Genomic DNA, 15,009 nt, shown 5'->3' with positions numbered 1-15,009 from the left:
GTTACCTTGCCAATCTGCGTTGTTCCGTCAATAAAATCCAAATCAAACATGGTGCACCAATCATTGCCGTGAGTGTGCCGATGTAAATGTGAGAGAAAAACGGCACATATTGCACACAAAGATCCGCAATGAGCAGCAATAAAGCCCCAAATAAGGCACTTGTTATGTAAAGTTGTGATGGGCGTTGCTTCAATAAAATTCGTGCAAAGTGCGGTGCGATTAAGCCGATAAAACCGATGGCACCCGTTTGTGGAATGGTTGCGCCGACGAGCAACGCAACGCCAAAGGTGGTGATAAAAAAGCTGCGTTTCAGATCGATCCCCATGGTGCCGGCGGTCTCCTCACCGAAACTGAGTAAATCCACATAACGACGTTCGCGATATAAACAAACTAAACCAAACAGAACAATCAGCAGTGAAATCACCAAAGTGTCAAGCTTCGCCCACACTAATGAACCTTGTAACCAGCGATAAAGCTCCGCCAATGCCCAAGGGCTTTCAGCGTTAGATAACAACAACGCAATAGCGGCGCCAAGCAACATATTCACCGCCAAACCACTGAGGAGCATCATGGTCGTGCCATGATTTTTGGCAATGGCATACACCAATAAAAAACTCGCTAATGCCCCCGCAACACCGCCGAACAGCAATACCGTAAATGGCACAGAAAAATAATAAAGAATAAGCACACTGGCAGCAGTTGCCCCGGCGCTACTGCCGAGCAAACCCGGGCTTGCCAATGGATTTTGAAAAATACCCTGCATGGCATTGCCCGCAAGGGCAAGACTGGCACCGGTTAAAATCGCTAAACCAATACGCGGTACACGAACATCCCACAGCACAAGCGAACGCATATCAGTCAGCATCCCATCTGCATTTTTAAGATGGGCAAAATCGCCGAGTTGATGATAAAGGGCGATGCCTGTTATCAACAGCAAGAATGAAAAAAGTGCGGTATTTAATTTTTGTGTTTTTGTCAATGGGCTATTTCCTGTGTCATCCAAATATCATTGGGTATGTCCTTCGTTTTAGTGTTATCAAATTTCTTCCTTAGATTTAACAAATCTCCTCTTTAATTTAACAAATCTCCCCTAGCCCCTCTTTACTAAAGAGGGGGACTATTGTATCGATAATTTATCATTCTGATGTTTTATTTTAATCATTCATACATAAAAAGAGTAAATATGCCATCTATGGTTAATAATGAAATGCCCATCTTTACTAAAGGGGGGACTATTGTATCGATAATTTATCATTCTGATGTTTTATTTTAATCATTCATACATAAAAACAGTAAATATGCCATCTGGGGTTAATTTAATAACGAAATTCCCCTCTTTAGTAAAGAGGGGTTAGGGGAGATTTATCGCATTCAAGGGAGACTTGTCGAGTTCCATGACATTGATTGTTGATAAACCCTCTCCGCCCCCAGCCACACGCCATGATCAAAGCAATAAGTATATTTCATCGGAATACGAAAGTGCGGTCGATTTTCAAAGTATTTTTTTAACAGCGGATGGTCAAGCAATTCTGCCTGTTCGTTATAGCTTTGTTGGTCAGTGATTTCGATTAACCCATTAGGTTGAGCAAGCAACACTTTTTCCAATGAAAAATTTTGCGGGGTCAATGGGTCTTTTAATGGTGTTAAACCAAGCAATGTTAATAGCACGTTATATTGCGGGAAAATGGGCTCTACTACGCCGGTTTCCGATAACATTAGTGTATCAGTCAAGGGCACATTCAGTTTGGTCTTTTGTGATTTTAATTTTGCCACCAACTGTTCCGCATGGGGTTCATTACCGGTGATTTTCCCGAGTTGCAACAGGAGTTTAAATAATTCTTCAGCGGTTTGTGGGCTGTCATTAATCGGTACAATTTTTACGCCAAGGCGTTTTAAATCGGCGACCAATTGCGGATAAAAGGTTTCATTAATCAACAGGGTTTTATCCAAATAAGGCAACAATGCAGTAAGTTGCGGCTCAAGGATAGGTTTATCTCGATTAATTTTATCCAGCATCATGCGCGGATTTTGAGAATAAGGCGACATTGCCGCGATTTGTTCCGGACGGGCAATTTCCGCAAGCAGTCGATCGCTACACAAGGTGAGCGAAACAAATTCCTCAGCGTGTGAAGAAAAGGAAAGAAAAAGTGCGGTGAAAATAACGGATGTTTTTTTCATATAACGAAGGCGGGTTTTCAGCCCGCCATGATTAAAAAATTCGGCGAATCAAAGCCCGCCTTACGATTAGAACGATCCTCTCAAGCCAACATAAACATGACGTCCGTCTTGACCATAGCCAAGGACGTTTTCGTATTTTTTATTAAATACGTTGTTTAAATTCGCATAGATGTTGAGATTTGACGTGAGTTGATAGTTTACGCCGAGATTCGCCAAGGTGTATGAAGGCATTTTGAAATCGCCGGAATCAAGACGTTTACCCACATAAGACACATTGACATCAGAACCTAATTTTTCCGTGATTTGATAAGCTAACCCTAGGTTTCCTGTGTGTTTCGGACGGCGAACATAGTTTGAACCATATTGATCATTTTCAGATTTAATATAGGTGTAAGTGTAGTTTGCATAACCTGAAAAGCTATCAGTGAATTTTCCGTTATACACAATCTCTACGCCTTTAATTTTGGTTTTACCATCACGGTTTACTGCACGATTTGTTGGATTCATGTAATTGCCGGTAAGAGAATTTTCATCACTTAAGAAATTATCTACATTACGGGCAAAATAGGTCGTATCCAAGCTATGACGCTTATCATCGGTTTCAAGTAAAACACCAAATTCGCCCCCCAAGCTTTTTTCTGCTTTCAAGTTCGGGTTAGCTAACCAAGTGCCACCCCAACCGTAATATTCGGACATGGTCGGATTGTGAATAGCTTTACCCAAACTAGCGTGTGCTTTTACATTTGGTGAGAAGCGATAAGCACCGGCAAGACGTGCGGTGAAAGCATTTTCAAATACGCTGTTGTCAGTATAACGACCGCTAACAGAAAGGCTGTGGTCCGCTTCAGTAAATAAACGGTACTCTGCGGCAACACTTTTCTCAGTTAATTTTTTCTCAGCAAAATTGTAAGCGGAAGCAACATATTTCGTATTTTGGTAATCCGCTAATACGCTGACGGCTTGTTTGACTTCACCTTCACGGTCGAAGTTAATATCAAGTTGATAGTTCGTATTCAACTTTTTGCTGTCGTATTCTGTTTTACCAACAGCAGAAGTCCAACTGCTATATTGTGCAGTATCAGCATCGGTTTTAACCTGACTTACCGCCGCTTTATGCACGAATAAATCTTCTGCATTACCAAAATAACCGCTTAATTTATAGCGAGTTTCGCGTATACGGGTATTGTCATCAAATTTTCTTTCGTGCTCTGCACTATTATCAAAATGAACCGTTTGAGATGAATGTGAAGCCAGGAAATCAACGCCTTTTTGACCATCATCAAAACCTAAACGCATAGACACGTTATCACGGTGGAAGCCATCCTTTTCAGTCGCCGGCACGTTTGTACTTTTTGCGCCGGATACGCTCGTATAATTAAATACGCGTTCGCTACGCGCAGAGATCCCTTGCGTACGATGACTATCACCATGAAGAGCATAGTAAAGACCGTGATGTTGACCGGAAAGGGTGACAGAGCCATCACGGGTGCGGTGTGAACCTGCACCTAAGTCGAAATCAACGTTAAATTCTTTGTCTTTATATAATCCGCTTTTGGTGGTGATATAAACCACGCCACCCATGGCATCACTGCCCCAAAGTGCAGATTGCTCGCCACGTAACACTTCGATTTGTTCAATGTTACTTAACGCTAAACCACCGAAATCAAAGTTAGTATCAGCCGGATTAACACGAATGCCGTCAATAATGACCGCAGTATGTTTTGAATTTGCGCCACGTAGGAAAAGGCTTGTTATCGCACCGCGTCCACCACTGACTCCCATTGCCACTCCCGGCACGGTTTTCAACATATCGCTCACATAAGTCGCGTTGCGCTCAGCAAAATCTTTTTCAGTGAGAACCGTAACAGATGAAGCGGTTTGATCTTGGTTCACCGGTGTGGCGTACGCAGAATAAACGCTGATAGGTTTTAATTCGGTTTTTGCTTGTTCAGCGGCAAAGGCAAGCGCCGGTAAACTGAATAACATTGCTGTCGTAATAAGATTCTTCTTCATTCTAAATTTTCCAATGTGAAAGACGAAATTTGCCACAAAAAATGGAGCCCTTTTTCAGGCGCCACATCATAGCACAGGAAGCGAAAATTACTTACCGTGCGCCACAAAATCTTCGATATTTTGTGCGACTTTATTCACTAAAGTGGTCACCGCGGAATCACTCGCCCATGCAATATGCGGCGTGATTAATAAATTCGGCAAACGTTTTGCCGCTTGAATGAGCGGGTTGTCCTTTTCCGGTGGCTCTTTTACCAACACGTCTAACGCTGCCCCGGCAATTTTGCCGTTTTCTAGCGCCTCTAACAATGCTGCTTCATCCACCAATGGGCCTCGCCCGGTATTGATGAGATAAGCCGTTGGTTTCATTAATGCTAAGGTATCCGCATTAATGAGGTTTTTGGTAGTATCGGTTAACGGGCAATGCAGCGTAACAATATCCGCTTGTTTCAATACGGTTTCAAACGCAGTGTAGCCTTCACGAATGTGGCCTGCACCTTTGTGTTCCGCATACAGCACGTTCATGCCCAATAATTGCGCCAAACGCCCCACTTCTGTGCCTAAGCAACCTTTACCAAATACACCTAACGTCGCGCCACGCACATCGGTAATCGGATAATCGGTATAGCAGAACTGTCCGCAGGTGGCCCAACGATCAGAGGTCACTTGATCGCGATGATACCCAATAAGGCTATGTTTTAATGAGAAAATCATGCCCAATACATGCTCCGGCACGGCCACACTGGAATAACCGGGCACATTTTTTACGGCAATGCCGAGGTCTTTCGCAGCGTCTAAATCAATGTTGTTGGTACCGGTCGCCGTAATGGCGATGAGTTTTAATTTCGGTAAGCGGCTTAATAATTCTCGGTCAAACACCACTTTGTTGGTCACCACAATATCGGCGTCTTTGGTGCGTTCAAAGGTTTCCTCCGGCAAAGTGCGGTCATATTCCGTCCAAGTGTGTGGAAAGCTTGGGCGTGGAATATCATGGCTTGCGGGAATACTGGTACGATCGAGAAAAACAATGTTCATCAAAAACTCCTTTAGTTTCACAACGTTTGAATATATCGTCTAACCCTAAAGGAGTCCTTGCGCAAAAACAAGGGAGAGAAAGGATTTTTGTGGTTTGTGTGATCCCGATCTAAAAAATGCAGCGAAAAAGCACCGCACTTTGATGGCGATTCTTAAGAGTCCAGCAACCAATTTCGCAAAATTTGCTCACCATATTCCGAAATATAGGATTCTGGGTGAAATTGCACCCCGTAAATCGGCAACGTTTTATGCTGCATGGCCATAATGATGTTGTCATCACAACGGGCAGTGATTTGTAATGCACTTGGGAAATTCTGCTCACTTACTGTCCAAGAATGATATAAGCCTATTTGAAAGGCCTGCGGCATATTTTTAAAGAGAAGGGATTCCGCCACACACTGCAACTGCTTGGCTTGTCCATGACGTGGGGACGGGAGATTGTGTAATTCTGCGCCAAAAAATTCACATAACATTTGATGCCCTAAACACACGCCCAAAATGGATTTACTGTGCTGATGACGTGCCAGCAACTCAAATAATTGCGGATAAGCGCGCGGCACATCCGGGCCGGGAGAAATCAATAAATGAGAAAAATCGCCTACGGCATCTAAATCCAATTCTTCCACATTGACTACTTGAAATGGCACCTTCAACCGGCGGATGAGATCCACTAAATTGAACGTGAAAGAATCGTGATTATTGATGATCAGTAGTGACATAACATCTTTCTCAAAGGGCTAAATAGGCGGTGAAGTATATAATTTTATGGCGATTTAAGCTAAAATTTTCGCCGTTTTTTCACGAGATAATGTTATGTGGCAAGATTTTATTCAACAAACGAACCAATTTGGCGAAACAAAAACCCCCTTCTTCTTTTTAATCGATTTTGAGCAACAAAAACCGATATTGTGCCCGTTAAATCAAATGGCTGAACAAGGGATTTTCGTCCAATTTCCTGATTATACCAACGTGAATTGGCAGGAAGCATCGCAGCATAAAATATCGCCGATGCCACCTTTTCATTTACATAAACAGCCAATGGATTTTGCCGCCTATCAAAAAGGCTTTGATTTGGTACAACAGGAACAGCGCTTCGGTAATTCCTATTTGCTAAATCTGACCTATCCAACGCTAATTGAAACCCATTATTCACTGCGTCAACTCTTCCAATACAGTCAGGCAAAATACAAGTTGTTGTTCAAAGATCAATTCGTGTGTTTTTCACCGGAATGTTTTGTCAATTTATACGACAACCAGATTTTTACTTATCCGATGAAAGGCACGATTGATGCAACACTTCCCTATGCCCAAGCCGCCTTGCTCAACAATCAAAAAGAACAGCGGGAACATTACACCATCGTGGATTTAATGCGCAATGACTTAGCCACAGTGGCAGAAAATATTCACGTGATGCGCTTTCGTTATGTGGAAGAAATCCAAACAGAACGCGGTGCCATTTTGCAAACCAGTTCCGAAATTCGTGGTGAATTGACGGAAAACTGGCAGAAAGAAATCGGTTCTCTTCTTGCCAAACTGTTACCCGCCGGATCGATCAGTGGCGCCCCAAAAGAAAAAACCGTACAAATTATTCAACAGGCCGAAAAACAACCTCGCGGCTATTACACCGGCATATTCGGTATTTTTGACGGTGAAAAATTACAAAGTGCGGTGGCAATTCGTTTTATTGAAGACACAGAAAAAGGCTTTGTTTTCCGCAGTGGTGGGGGCATTACCATTCAAAGTGATGCACAAGAAGAATATCAAGAATTGATTCAAAAAGTGTATGTGCCGTTACAGAGGGCTTAACCATGGAATTTCCTTTATTTGAAACCCTTGCCATCGAACAAGGCAAGATCTGCAATATCGCACTCCATCAACAACGCTACGAACGCAGTTTACAGGCGTTTTATGGCAAACAAAGTGCGGTCGTTTTTCCTCGCATTTTTCAGCTTGCCGAACATATTCGTGTCCCGCTCGAACTGGCTACCGAACCGCTAATTCGTTGCCGAATCGATTACAATGCCGAGCAAATTCAATGCCGTTATTTTCCTTATCAACGCAAACATTATCGCACCTTTAAACCGGTTATCTGCGACCACATTGACTACGGCTTGAAATACGCTGACCGCACCTTATTAAACGAATTACTCGCGCAAAAAAGCGATTGCGATGAAATCATGATCATCAAAAACGGGCATGTCACCGATTGCACTATCGGCAACCTTATTTTCCGCCAGGGCACACAATGGTTCACGCCCGACACGCCACTCCTTGAGGGCACCCAACGGGCGACATTATTAGCCCAAGGTCGTATAAAAGTGCGGTCGATTTTAGCCACGGATTTGAGTTTGTTTGAAGAAATCAGGTTGATCAATGCGTTGAATGAAGGAGGAAAAGGAATAGAACAATAGTGAGCATTTTTCAATGCACACTGAATAAAGTAGGTTAATACTTAAGACAAGCTCAAGAACATTTATATTATGATATTAAAGAGAAAGAAATATCTCAGATAAATTAAAATTTTTATATGTACGCTCTTTTATTTCACCAGAGGAAATCATAATATTCATCTGATTAAGAAAATAATCAATATCGTCACATTTGCTATTATCAGGTAAATCAACATAGTTGTAATTCCACCATTTAATTCTGAGCAACTCATCAATCACATCATGGCTAAATCTATATCTAATAATCTTGGCAGGAATTCCTCCAACAATTGCATAAGGTGGTACATCTTTTGTGACAACTGAATTCGAAGCTATCACTGCGCCATCGCCTATAGTTATTCCGCCCTTTAAAACCACATCCTCAGCAATCCAAACATCATTACCAATAATTGGAGGTTCTGGGATAGTTTTTATAGGGTTTAATACCCAATCACATCCAAATTCACTTAATGCAAATTTATCGAACTCTCCATTATAAGTAAGCATATGAGTTGTAAATCGATTTAATGGATGACTTCCTGCCATGATTTTTACATTAGAGGCAATACTACAAAATCTTCCAATTTTTACATTACATGTAAAGTGACAGGTTGGAAGAGAAAATGCTCCTACACTAGAAAAGTTTCTGACTGGCATTGTTGAATATTGCTCTACAATAACATTATCTTCAATTTCAATCTTTGTCCCTTTGGTTATAAGAAATTTCTTTTCCTTATAAATTTTTTCTCCTTTATGTGAAAGATAAATTTTATTATCTAGACAAAATTCCGAGTGTTTTTTTGTCCAATGAAATGAATGTGTATGCTTACATTCTTCTGTAAATTTATATAAAGTTACTGGCATAAATAGTCTATTTGAATAAATTGCTTTATTTGGTAAGCTCCATTGTAATAATTTAAAATATGTTCAAAATGAGCACTACAATAAAAGCGGAAAAGAGAGAAAGACAATATCAATGATAAAAGACAAACTAAATAATATCTTTACCAATCATTGCTACCGGCAATTAATTACTCCTATATAAAAGCCTTCCTAAACAGAAAGGCTTTTATGTTTAATCAAGCAAATTATTTTTTCTTCGCTTTTGGATTTGGTAAGTCGGTAACTGAACCTTCGAATACTTCGGCGGCTAAACCGACAGATTCGTGTAATGTTGGGTGAGCATGGATGGTCAACGCGATGTCTTCCGCATCACAACCCATTTCGATAGCCAAACCGATTTCACCTAACAATTCACCTGCGTTGGTCCCTACAATAGCACCACCTAATACGCGATGAGTGTCTTTATCGAAAATCAGTTTTGTCATACCGTCGGCACAGTCAGAAGCAATAGCACGACCGGAAGCAGCCCACGGGAAGTTTGCCACTTCATAGTTCAAGCCTTCCGCTTTACATTCTTTCTCGGTTTTACCCACCCATGCCACTTCAGGCTCGGTATAGGCAATAGAAGGAATCACTTTCGGATCGAAATAGTGTTTTTTACCTGCAATCACTTCAGCAGCCACGTGACCTTCATGAACACCTTTATGGGCTAACATTGGTTGACCAACGATATCACCGATAGCAAAAATGTGAGAAACATTAGTACGCATTTGTTTGTCGGTACGAATGAAACCGCGTTCATCAACGTTCACTCCGGCTTTTTCTGCATCAAGCAATTTACCGTTCGGTGTACGACCAATAGCTACTAATACGGCATCATAACGTTTTGTGATGCTGCCTGCTTTGCCTTCCATAGATACATAGATGCCGTCTTCTTTTGCTTCTACGGCAGTCACTTTGGTTTCAAGCATTAAATTGAATTTTTGCTCAATACGCTTAGTGAAGATTTTAACGATATCTTTGTCTGCTGCAGGAATCACTTGGTCAAACATTTCAACTACATCAACTTTAGACCCTAACGCTTGGTAAACAGTACCCATTTCCAAACCAATGATACCACCGCCCATGATCAAAAATTCTTTTGGCACTTCACGCAATGCAAGCGCATCCGTAGAATCCCAAACACGCGGATCGTGGTGTGGAATAAATGGCAATTCAATTGGACGAGAACCCGCGGCAATAATCGCATTATCAAATTTCACGTTAGTGACATTACCGTCTTTATCGGTCACTGCTAAAGTGTGGGAATCAGCAAATTTTGCTTCGCCTTGTACCACTTGCACTTTACGCATTTTTGCCATACCGGCTAAACCACCGGTTAAGCGGGAAACCACACCTTCTTTACCGGCACGAATTTTATCTAAATCAATCGTTGGTTCAGCAAAAACAACGCCGTGATGTTCAACGTGTTTGGCTTCTTCAATAATTTTTGCAACGTGTAATAAGGCTTTAGACGGAATACAACCTACGTTTAAACAAACGCCACCTAAAGTAGAATAACGTTCAACGATGACTGTTTCTAAGCCCAAGTCAGCACAACGGAATGCAGCTGAATAACCTGCCGGGCCTGCACCAAGCACAACGACTTGGGTTTTCACTTCTTTACTCATTTTGTCTCCTTAAAAATGCGATTTTTTATGACCGCACTTCATCAATCAAGCGCTCAATAGTTTAAAATGCCTCTCTCACTTGAGAGAGGCACAATAAATTACATAATTAAACGACGTAAATCTGCCAACACAGAACCGATGTAGCTAATGAAGCGTGCACCGTCGGCACCGTCAATAACACGGTGATCGAATGACAAGGAAATCGGAAGAATTAAGCGTGGGGCAAAATCTTTACCATTCCATACAGGTTCCATTGAAGATTTGGATACACCTAAAATCGCCACTTCCGGCGCATTCACGATTGGCGCAAAGTGAGTTGTACCCAAACCTCCGATACTGGAGATTGTGAAACAACCGCCTTGCATATCGGATGCCGTTAATTTACCGTCACGAGCTTTCTTAGAAACTTCTGCCAATTCACGGGAAAGCTCGATAATGCCTTTTTTATTCACATCTTTGAATACCGGTACAACCAAACCATTTGGTGTATCTACTGCCACACCAATGTTGATGTATTTTTTCAAGATTAAGCGCTGCGCATCTTCAGTGATAGAACTGTTGAAACGTGGGAACGCTTCTAATGCTTTAGCAACCGCTTTCATAATGAATACAACCGGTGTGATTTTCACGCCAAGTTTTTGTTTTTCCGCTAAGGTATTTTGTTCTTTACGGAAAGCTTCTAACTCGGTGATATCTGCTTTATCGAAATGAGTAACGTGTGGAATCATAACCCAGTTACGATGTAAGTTCGCACCGGAAATCTTATTGATACGGCTTAATTCCACTTCTTCGATTTCACCAAATTTGCTGAAATCAACTTTCGGCCATGGTAACAAGCCTAAACCTGCGCCATTTGCAGCACCAGTAGTTACTGAGGAACCACTTTCTAACGCTTTCACTGCTGCTTTTACATAAGCTTGAACGTCTTCTTTTAAGATACGACCTTTACGTCCGGTACCCTTCACTTTATCTAAGTTAACACCGAATTCACGGGCAAGACGGCGAATCACCGGTGTGGCGTGTGCAAAACTTTTCGCTGAAGTGACATCAGCATCAGATGCTGTTACTGCCGGTGCAGAAGGTGCGGCAGCTGGCGCAGCTACCTGTGCAGGTGCAGTCGCTTGTGGTGCAGCGGCAATAGCCGGAGCGGCACCAGCGACTTCAAAGCGCATAATCAAAGAACCGGTTGACACTTTGTCGCCTGCTTTCACTAAAATTTCTTTAACGACACCGGCAAACGGTGCTGGCACTTCCATCGAAGCTTTGTCACCTTCAACGGTAATTAATGACTGCTCTTCTGTGATGCTATCGCCTACTTTTACCATAATTTCAGTGACATTCACTTCGTCACCACCAATATCCGGAACATTCACATCCTTCACACCACCGGCAACCGGTGCGGCAGGTGCAGCAGTTGGCGCAGAGACCGCTGGTGCTGAAGCAGACGCACTGCCGGCAACTTCAAAACGCATAATCAATGTGCCGGTGGACACTTTATCGCCTGCTTTAATGATGATTTCTTTCACGATACCGGCAACAGGCGCTGGCACTTCCATAGACGCTTTATCGCCTTCAACGTTAATAATGGATTGATCCACTTCAACACGGTCGCCTACTTTGACCATAACATCGGTAACGTTGACTTCATCAGAACCGATATCCGGTACATTCACATCAACCACTTGTGCAGTCGCCAGTGCAGCGACAGGTGCTGCGGCTGGTTGAGCGGCTTGTGCAGGTGCTGCGTCAGCGCTGTCTAATACCAACATAGGCGTGCCGGTGGTCACTTTATCTCCCACTTTCACTAACACTTCTTTAACCACGCCCGCTTCAGGTGCCGGCACTTCCATCGAAGCTTTATCACCTTCAACATTGATGATGGATTGATCCGCAGTAATCGTATCTCCAACTTTTACCATCACTTCGGTAACGGTAACTTCATCACTACCGATATCCGGAATTTGAATTTGTTTAGCCATTTTTTTTACCTTTTAAACGTTTGGAAAACCAACCGCACTTTCATCAAGTGCGGTCGTTTTTTTCGTTATTTTTTATGCGTATAACGGATTCAATCTTTCAGGATCGATACCGTATTTTGCGATTGCTTCGGCAACCACTTTCTTGTCAACCGTGCCTTCTTGTGCCAACACATGTAATGCGGCAACCACAACGTGATGTGCATCTACCTCAAAGTGGTCACGCAAGTTCGCACGGCTATCGGAACGACCGAAACCATCCGTACCCAACACATGATAATGTTTAGCCGGTACATAAGCGCGAATCTGTTCAGCAAAAAGCTTCATGTAGTCAGTTGCTGCAACGGCAGGCTTGTCGTTCATCACTTGAGCAACGTATGGCACGCGTGGGGTTTCGGTTGGGTGTAACATATTCCAACGAACCGCATCCGCTCCTTCGCGAGCCGCTTCAGTGAAGGATGGCGCACTATAAACATCAGAGCTAATGCCGTAGTCGTTCGCCAAGATTTGAGCTGCTTCACGTACATGACGCAAGATCGCACCGGAACCAAGTAATTGCACTTCGCCTTTACCTTTTCCTTGTACGTGTTCAAATTTATATAAGCCTTTACGGATACCTTCTTCCGCACCTTTTGGCATCGCCGGTTGATCGTAAATTTCATTTAACGTGGTGATGTAATAGAACACATCTTCTTGTTTTTCACCATACATACGGTTAATACCGTCTTGCATGATAACCGCGACTTCATAAGCGAATGCCGGGTCATAAGACACACAGTTCGGAATCGTTAAAGATTGAATGTGGCTGTGGCCATCTTCGTGTTGTAAACCTTCACCATTTAATGTTGTACGGCCTGACGTACCACCGATCATGAAACCGCGTGCCAATTGGTCACCTGCTGCCCACATCAAGTCACCCACACGTTGGAAACCGAACATAGAGTAATAGATGAAGAATGGAATCATCGGCATATTGCTTACAGAATAAGACGTTGCTGCTGCTAACCAAGAAGAGGTTGCACCTAATTCGTTGATCCCTTCTTGTAAGACTTGGCCATCTTTCGCTTCACGGTAGTAAGCTACTAAATCGCGGTCGGATGGGACATAATTTTGACCATGCGGGTTGTAAATACCGATTTGACGGAATAATCCTTCCATACCGAAAGTACGTGCTTCGTCTGCCACGATTGGAACGATATGTTTGCCCACTTCCTTATCTTTTAATAAAGTGTTTAAGAAACGAACAAATGCCATTGTGGTTGAAATCGGACGCGGTTGCGCTTCTAACAACGCAGAGAATTCTGAAAGCTCAGGCGCTTTGAAGTCTACGGTAAATTTCGGGTGACGTGCAGGTACATAACCTTGCAAGGCTTTACGATGTTCATGCAAGTATTTGTACTCTTCGGAACCTTCTGGGAAGGTGACATATGGCAAGCTTTCCAAATCTTCATCTTTCACTGGAATGTGGAAGTAGTCGCGGTAAGCTTTGATACTCTCAGCAGACATTTTTTTGGATTGGTGTGCAGTATTTTTACTTTCTGCTTCAGCAATTTTATAGCCTTTTACTGATTGCACTAAGATAACAACCGGTTTACCGGCATTTTGTGCTTTCTTGAATGCAGCAAACACTTTAAGCGGATCATGACCGCCACGTTGTAACGCCCAAATTTCATCATCAGTCATATCAGCAACTAATGCAGCTGTTTCTGGGTAACGACCGAAGAAGTGTTCACGTACGTAAGCACCGTCTTTAGATTTGAAGGTTAAGTAGTCACCATCAACCACTTCCATCATTAATTGGGTAAGTTTACCTGTGGTGTCTTTGGCAAATAATTTATCCCAACGGCTACCCCACATAACTTTGATTACGTCCCAACCGGCGCCCACAAATAAACCTTCTAATTCTTGAACGATTTTACCGTTACCGTTTACCGGGCCGTCTAAGCGTTGTAAGTTACAAGAAATGACGAAAATGAGGTTATCTAAATGTTCGCGTGCGGCGAAAGTTAATGCACCTTTAGATTCAATTTCATCCATCTCACCATCGCCTAAGAAGGCATACACTTTTTGATCAGCAGTGTCTTTCAAACCACGATTTTGTAAGTATTTTAAGAAACGGGCTTGATAAATGGCGTTCACCGGGCCTAAACCCATAGAAACAGTGGAGAATTGCCAGAAATCCGGCATTAATTTCGGGTGAGGGTAAGAAGACAAACCTTTGCCATGTACTTCTTGACGGAAGTTGTCTAATTGCTCTTCTGTTAAACGTCCTTCTAGGAAAGCACGAGCATACATCCCCGGCGCCGCATGGCCTTGGAAGAAGACTAAGTCACCGCCGTTTTTCTCTGTTGCCGCTTTGAAGAAATGGTTAAAACCGACTTCATACATGGTTGCCGCAGATTGGAAAGTGGATAAGTGGCCACCTAAATCAAGGTCTTTTTTCTGTCCGCGTAATACCATCATCACAGCATTCCAACGAACATAAGAACGAATGCGACGTTCAACCTCTAAATTACCCGGATAAGCCGGTTGTTCGGAAACAGGAATGGTATTCACATAATCGGTTGTGATCCCACTTGGTAAAGAAACGCCACCAGCGCGAGCTTGTTGCATAACTTGATCGATAATGAACTGAGCGCGCTCAATGCCTTCCTCACGAATTAACGAATCAATTGCTGCCAACCAATCGTTAGTTTCGATCGGGTCTACGTCATTTTTTAACAATTCTGACATAGTTTTTTCCTTATTTTTGTTAAGTTAGAAGTACGTTTAACGCTACTTTTGGTAGCAATTAAACAACGAATTGATAACTAAAAATAGTTTAATTTGTCAAAGTTACTAGATAAATTTGTATAAAAATATAAATTA

At 42.5% G+C, this 15,009-nt stretch carries 11 protein-coding genes; 2 read left to right on the top strand and 9 right to left on the bottom strand.

From position 1 onward, the window contains the following. Position 1: 1 nt before the first annotated feature. From ACO5E4_RS02095 to ACO5E4_RS02075, 5 genes are all read right to left on the bottom strand, one after another. Positions 2-979, bottom strand: a complete 978-nt coding sequence (locus ACO5E4_RS02095) for a FecCD family ABC transporter permease (RefSeq protein WP_485861909.1) — start codon at positions 977-979, stop codon at positions 2-4. Between the two features lie 392 nt (positions 980-1,371). Next, positions 1,372-2,178 (bottom strand): substrate-binding domain-containing protein, encoded by an 807-nt coding sequence (locus ACO5E4_RS02090; RefSeq protein WP_485861908.1) that lies wholly within the window; start codon positions 2,176-2,178, stop codon positions 1,372-1,374. A gap of 66 nt (positions 2,179-2,244) precedes the next feature. After that, positions 2,245-4,191: a TonB-dependent receptor plug domain-containing protein gene (locus tag ACO5E4_RS02085; protein ID WP_485861907.1), complete on the bottom strand. Its 1,947-nt coding sequence runs from the start codon at positions 4,189-4,191 to the stop codon at positions 2,245-2,247. 87 nt (positions 4,192-4,278) lie between these two features. Further along, a complete protein-coding gene (locus ACO5E4_RS02080) occupies positions 4,279-5,223 on the bottom strand; it encodes a 2-hydroxyacid dehydrogenase (protein WP_485861906.1) in 945 nt (314 codons plus the stop codon). A 152-nt stretch (positions 5,224-5,375) separates the two neighbouring features. Beyond that, positions 5,376-5,942: an anthranilate synthase component II gene (locus tag ACO5E4_RS02075; protein WP_485861905.1), complete on the bottom strand. Its 567-nt coding sequence runs from the start codon at positions 5,940-5,942 to the stop codon at positions 5,376-5,378. A gap of 94 nt (positions 5,943-6,036) precedes the next feature. Between ACO5E4_RS02075 and ACO5E4_RS02070 the strand changes: the two genes are divergently transcribed. Together ACO5E4_RS02070 and ACO5E4_RS02065 are read left to right on the top strand one after the other, a co-directional pair. Beyond that, the gene (locus ACO5E4_RS02070) at positions 6,037-7,029 is read left to right on the top strand and encodes an aminodeoxychorismate synthase component I (protein WP_485861904.1); all 993 of its coding nucleotides are present in this window, start codon (positions 6,037-6,039) and stop codon (positions 7,027-7,029) included. Positions 7,030-7,031: 2 nt separating this feature from the next. Beyond that, the gene (locus ACO5E4_RS02065; RefSeq protein WP_485861903.1) at positions 7,032-7,634 is read left to right on the top strand and encodes an aminotransferase class IV family protein; all 603 of its coding nucleotides are present in this window, start codon (positions 7,032-7,034) and stop codon (positions 7,632-7,634) included. 75 nt (positions 7,635-7,709) lie between these two features. Here ACO5E4_RS02065 and ACO5E4_RS02060 read toward each other — a convergent pair whose 3' ends face one another. The 4 genes from ACO5E4_RS02060 to aceE form a co-directional block, all read right to left on the bottom strand. Then, a complete protein-coding gene (locus tag ACO5E4_RS02060; protein ID WP_485861902.1) occupies positions 7,710-8,516 on the bottom strand; it encodes a CatB-related O-acetyltransferase in 807 nt (268 codons plus the stop codon). Between the two features lie 224 nt (positions 8,517-8,740). After that, the gene (gene lpdA, locus ACO5E4_RS02055) at positions 8,741-10,165 is read right to left on the bottom strand and encodes a dihydrolipoyl dehydrogenase (RefSeq protein WP_485861901.1); all 1,425 of its coding nucleotides are present in this window, start codon (positions 10,163-10,165) and stop codon (positions 8,741-8,743) included. Between the two features lie 98 nt (positions 10,166-10,263). Beyond that, the gene (aceF, locus tag ACO5E4_RS02050) at positions 10,264-12,144 is read right to left on the bottom strand and encodes a pyruvate dehydrogenase complex dihydrolipoyllysine-residue acetyltransferase (RefSeq protein ID WP_485861900.1); all 1,881 of its coding nucleotides are present in this window, start codon (positions 12,142-12,144) and stop codon (positions 10,264-10,266) included. 72 nt (positions 12,145-12,216) lie between these two features. After that, the gene (aceE, locus tag ACO5E4_RS02045; protein WP_485861899.1) at positions 12,217-14,874 is read right to left on the bottom strand and encodes a pyruvate dehydrogenase (acetyl-transferring), homodimeric type; all 2,658 of its coding nucleotides are present in this window, start codon (positions 14,872-14,874) and stop codon (positions 12,217-12,219) included. Positions 14,875-15,009 lie beyond the last annotated feature (135 nt).

Source organism: Aggregatibacter sp. (assembly GCF_057314075.1).
Note: the sequence above shows the minus strand (reverse complement) of the source record. Positions and strands in the feature narration are given on the sequence as shown.

Bases quoted from the DNA above. Each gene is read 5' to 3' on its own strand.
- ACO5E4_RS02080 (WP_485861906.1), bottom strand. From the start codon at position 5,223: ATGAACATTGTTTTTCTCGATCGTACCAGTATTCCCGCAAGCCATGAT.
- ACO5E4_RS02070 (WP_485861904.1), top strand. From the start codon at position 6,037: ATGTGGCAAGATTTTATTCAACAAACGAACCAATTTGGCGAAACAAAA.
- aceF (WP_485861900.1), bottom strand. From the start codon at position 12,144: ATGGCTAAACAAATTCAAATTCCGGATATCGGTAGTGATGAAGTTACC.
- ACO5E4_RS02085 (WP_485861907.1), bottom strand. From the start codon at position 4,191: ATGAAGAAGAATCTTATTACGACAGCAATGTTATTCAGTTTACCGGCG.
- aceE (WP_485861899.1), bottom strand. From the start codon at position 14,874: ATGTCAGAATTGTTAAAAAATGACGTAGACCCGATCGAAACTAACGAT.
- ACO5E4_RS02090 (WP_485861908.1), bottom strand. From the start codon at position 2,178: ATGAAAAAAACATCCGTTATTTTCACCGCACTTTTTCTTTCCTTTTCT.
- ACO5E4_RS02060 (WP_485861902.1), bottom strand. From the start codon at position 8,516: ATGCCAGTAACTTTATATAAATTTACAGAAGAATGTAAGCATACACAT.
- lpdA (WP_485861901.1), bottom strand. From the start codon at position 10,165: ATGAGTAAAGAAGTGAAAACCCAAGTCGTTGTGCTTGGTGCAGGCCCG.
- ACO5E4_RS02075 (WP_485861905.1), bottom strand. From the start codon at position 5,942: ATGTCACTACTGATCATCAATAATCACGATTCTTTCACGTTCAATTTA.
- ACO5E4_RS02065 (WP_485861903.1), top strand. From the start codon at position 7,032: ATGGAATTTCCTTTATTTGAAACCCTTGCCATCGAACAAGGCAAGATC.